Origin of the sequence: Armatimonas sp. (genome assembly GCF_031410135.1) — a bacterium.
Lineage (GTDB): Bacteria > Armatimonadota > Armatimonadia > Armatimonadales > Armatimonadaceae > Armatimonas.
Genome location: NZ_JANNYP010000624.1, coordinates 1 through 3,573 on the forward strand (window position 1 = coordinate 1; position 3,573 = coordinate 3,573).

The following is a 3,573-nucleotide window of genomic DNA, read 5'->3' on the forward strand; positions in this document are numbered from 1 at the left end:
GTCTGCTGCGCACGCCCCGCGCAGAGTCCTGCAAACTCGGGCTCGCCCTGCTCGGTCGCCAGAGCCTCCCCTGCTCGGAGCGCAGCAGCATAGAGTGAACTGAGCCAGGCGATCTTGCCGTACCAGGCGGCATCCAGAGTATTTTCCTGAGCCCCATCCAGTAGACCATCACCGTCCTGGTCGTGAGCCATGAGAAACTCCAGGGCACGCTTTACTTTTGGCCACAGACGGGTGAGGAGCTGGGAATCGGGGGACATCTGGTGCTCACGAAGCACTCCTAGAATTCTCCCACACTGCCCGTCCACGGCGGGGCCACTCTCTTCGGCACGGTGCCGAATCATACCCGTGTCGCTGTCAAACCCTACCCCAAAATCCACGTGCTCACGAAGACTACGCTCCAGCTCAGGGAAGAGGCGACCCGGTGCCTGGGCATAGTGCCAAACATGGGTACACGTCCCTGGGCAACAGCCAATCCCTTCCCAAGCCCAGAAACGCCCGGTTGCCAGCCGATGGAGGGTCGTGGTAGCCAGGATACTGGTGTTGGCAAAAGTCCGCTCTAAGAACCAGTGAGGCAGGGTCGAGTCATTGTAGAACGTGTCGCGCCAGAGAAAAGTCTCACGGGTAAGCCTGGGGAGATTCTCTTGGACGTAGCGAGCGGCGTGGGCGGCACTCGAAAAACGAGCGGCATAGTGGTTGCCCGTGGGCGCATCAGGAACGGGGAGTGGGTTATGAGGAAAGTGCCACGCTAGGATAAATGTCACCACCACTCGCTTGCCGGGGGCCAAGGAGACGGATTTAGTGAGCGTGCCAAGATCTCTATCAACCCTGCCGGTTGCTCCCGAGCAGAAAAGCGCCAGCTCTCCCAGATCACGCCTCTGCTCAAGAGGAGTCTCTTCGGGCACCGCGCCGACGTAGCCACAGGTCAGCATCCCTCGCCGAACTTTAGTTGCCCGCGTAATCGTCGGGTGCTGGGTAGAACGGCCCACGATGTTTTCTAAGAACCCGGAGAGCTTTGCTTCAACAGCGTGCTCGCCGGTATTGGTCAGCACAAAACGCAAGACCGTCACCGGAAGGCTGGAGTCGGCAAGGTTCAGTGGAATAAAAGGGGAGAATGCCTCCAGCGTGACGGCAACCGGGCTGGCAGGATCGGTGTAGTGAACCGTGCCAACAGGGTACTGTCCGGTGAAGGTAATCTCCTCCCAGCCCGTCTGATCCAGGGGGCGTGGCTTCTCGGTGCCGATTTGGAGCGTAAAGCCCTGCTCCAGCGGAGACTGCTGTGTGTAGGGGGAGATGTAGCCCGCGCCATCCCGCGCAAAGAAGTGGCTTCGGCCCAGCCAGACCACTCCTTTCAGTTCCGCCGTGCGGGCCATTACCCCCTCACGAGGCTCGTTAAAAATATCCCAGAGCCAGAGCTTGCCATCGCCTCCCAAGTAGAGAAGGCCACAGGCAATCCCGCCCACGGGCATCCCAATAAAGCGCAGCTCGTCGTTGCTCTTTCGGTAAACAGTCGGGACTCCTCGCTCAGTCAGGGAGCGCACCCACTCGGCAGTCAGGTTCTTATCGGCAGGAATCACACCCTCAAACATGATTGCAGTTAACCTTCCTTAGAAATCGTCGGTGCCGAGCAGCTCTTTTTCCATGTTGTCGGCGGCTTCGGCGGTAATGCGAATTGCCTGGCGGATGTAGGAGGACGAGGCGTTATCGGGAATGTCCACGCGGTAGTAGGCGCTCCAGGTTCCACTCTCGGCTTTCTCCAATTGAAACGCCCCAAACTTGTAGTGCTTGGTGAGCAGCTTCTCCAGAGCCTCCGCGCTGGGCCGCTCCTTGCCTTTCCAGCAGACAGACCAGACCTCACGCGTCGCCACTTCCGTCGCCTTGGGCTCCACGATTTTCTCCACCGCTCCCCGGATAAAGATCATCTGGGAGCGTTTCTCATCATCCCACTGGATCTCGATGGTGTAGTCGCCTTCTTTATCAAGCTTATAGCCGTACTTTGTCGCCTTAATCGTCGCCTCAAACGGATCGGCTTTTGGCTTAGGAACGGCAGGGTCTTGTGAGGGACTCAGCGCCAGAAGCGCAAGGTAGGGTGCAAAAAACATCGAAATAGATTCCTCTCAGTTCACTTGTTCGCTAGAGACAGTGTAGCCTATCTGCGTTACGGTGGCATTACAGAGGCAGTTGCCGGACGAACACTTCGGCGATACTATCTTGCCTGTGCCCAACCCTACACGAAAACACTTGCCTCCTGAGGAGCGCCGCGAGCAGATCATAGACGCTGCCATCGAAGTCTTTTCGGAGAAGGGCTTTGATGGCACAAGCAACAAAGAGGTCGCAAAGCTTGCCGGAATCGCCTCGCCAGGGCTGATCTACCACTACTTCGCCGATAAGCTAGAGCTTCTGCGCGAGTCGCTTCTCTCGCGGATGCCTCATCCCCCCGAGATTGTCTTTGATCCTGATCGTCCTCTCAAGGAAGTCCTCTACGAGATCACGGGGCATGTGCTGCAGGATCTCAATAATCCCAGAACGGTCAAGCTGATGCGTGTCTTGCTGGGCGAGGCCCTCCGTCGGCCTGAGTTTGCCCGCCTGATGACCGAGACGATGGAGAATCGTGTCTTTACTCGCCTGGAGGAGATTTTCAAAGCGCATATCGCGCAGGGAACGCTCCGTTCTGATCTCGATCCCACCGTCACCACCATGCGTTTCATGGGAGCCTTATTCCAGGTCTTCTTCGCCCGTGAGGTCATGCGCTTCCCTAGTGTCATGATGCTCGATCTTGATAAAGTCCGCTACCAGCTCGTGGACGATTTTCTCCAGGGGACCCTCGCTCCCGCCCACTGAAGTGGGTGGCATAGATTATTTTTCCTAAAGTTCTTGACAAGTTTCTCGTTTGTGATATAAATTGACTGACCGATCAATTAATATCACAAACGAGAACCTATGAAACAAGAGACAAAAGAACTTCAGAGCCGAATCGCCGCGACCCACGGCCTCGCCAAGCTCACCAGCCTGCGCCAAGAGGCGGCAATGGAGGTGCGGGTGATGGGGATGAAGGGGCCTTCGGTGAGCTCGCGCCTGATCTTCGACCTGAAAAACCACCGGGGGCGCATTGAGTTTATCGAGAACGGAAAGCTCATTCGCCTCTACCAGGAGACCGCAGAGGGACGCGTTTTCTGGACGGCAAAAGCCGGGCGGACAGCCCTTGGCCCCGCCAAAGTACCCTTTGACTTTGTCCCGAACATGCAGTCGGGCCTGATGGGAGCCATCGCGCTGGGAAACACGCGGGATGCCATTCAGATCAAGCAGGCTGATGCTATCGGCAAGCAAAAGGGCACCTCCCTCACACGAACCCAGACGGCGCGGCTTATTCCCCTCATGCAAGGGCGCGGGGACCTCACCCTGGAGTCGTGTGAGAGTGTCTGGACCTACCTCATCGCCGCTGATGGCACGCTCTTGGCTGAGCGCGTGGTCCAGACAGCGGCTTCAAATTCAAAAAAGCGGGTCGTGCAGGAGTTTTACTACGACCGCTTCGAGACCATCAGCGGCGTGAAGGTGCCCGTGGAGCTGGGCGTGAAG

At 57.7% G+C, this 3,573-nt stretch carries 4 protein-coding genes; 2 read left to right on the forward strand and 2 right to left on the reverse strand.

Annotated features, from left to right (window positions below):
- A partial coding sequence (locus tag RMO15_RS22855) for a GH116 family glycosyl-hydrolase (protein ID WP_309717742.1) occupies positions 1–1,586 on the reverse strand: 1,586 nt, incomplete at its 3' end.
- 18 nt (positions 1,587–1,604) lie between these two features.
- Positions 1,605–2,099: a hypothetical protein gene (locus RMO15_RS22860; RefSeq protein ID WP_309717745.1), complete on the reverse strand. Its 495-nt coding sequence runs from the start codon at positions 2,097–2,099 to the stop codon at positions 1,605–1,607.
- 115 nt (positions 2,100–2,214) lie between these two features.
- Between RMO15_RS22860 and RMO15_RS22865 the strand changes: the two genes are divergently transcribed.
- Both RMO15_RS22865 and RMO15_RS22870 read left to right on the forward strand, forming a co-directional pair.
- Positions 2,215–2,838 carry a TetR/AcrR family transcriptional regulator gene (locus tag RMO15_RS22865; protein WP_309717748.1) on the forward strand — a complete coding sequence of 208 codons (624 nt, stop codon included), beginning with the start codon at positions 2,215–2,217 and terminating at the stop codon, positions 2,836–2,838.
- 99 nt (positions 2,839–2,937) lie between these two features.
- On the forward strand, positions 2,938–3,573 hold a 636-nt coding region (locus tag RMO15_RS22870; RefSeq protein ID WP_309717751.1), incomplete at its 3' end, for a hypothetical protein.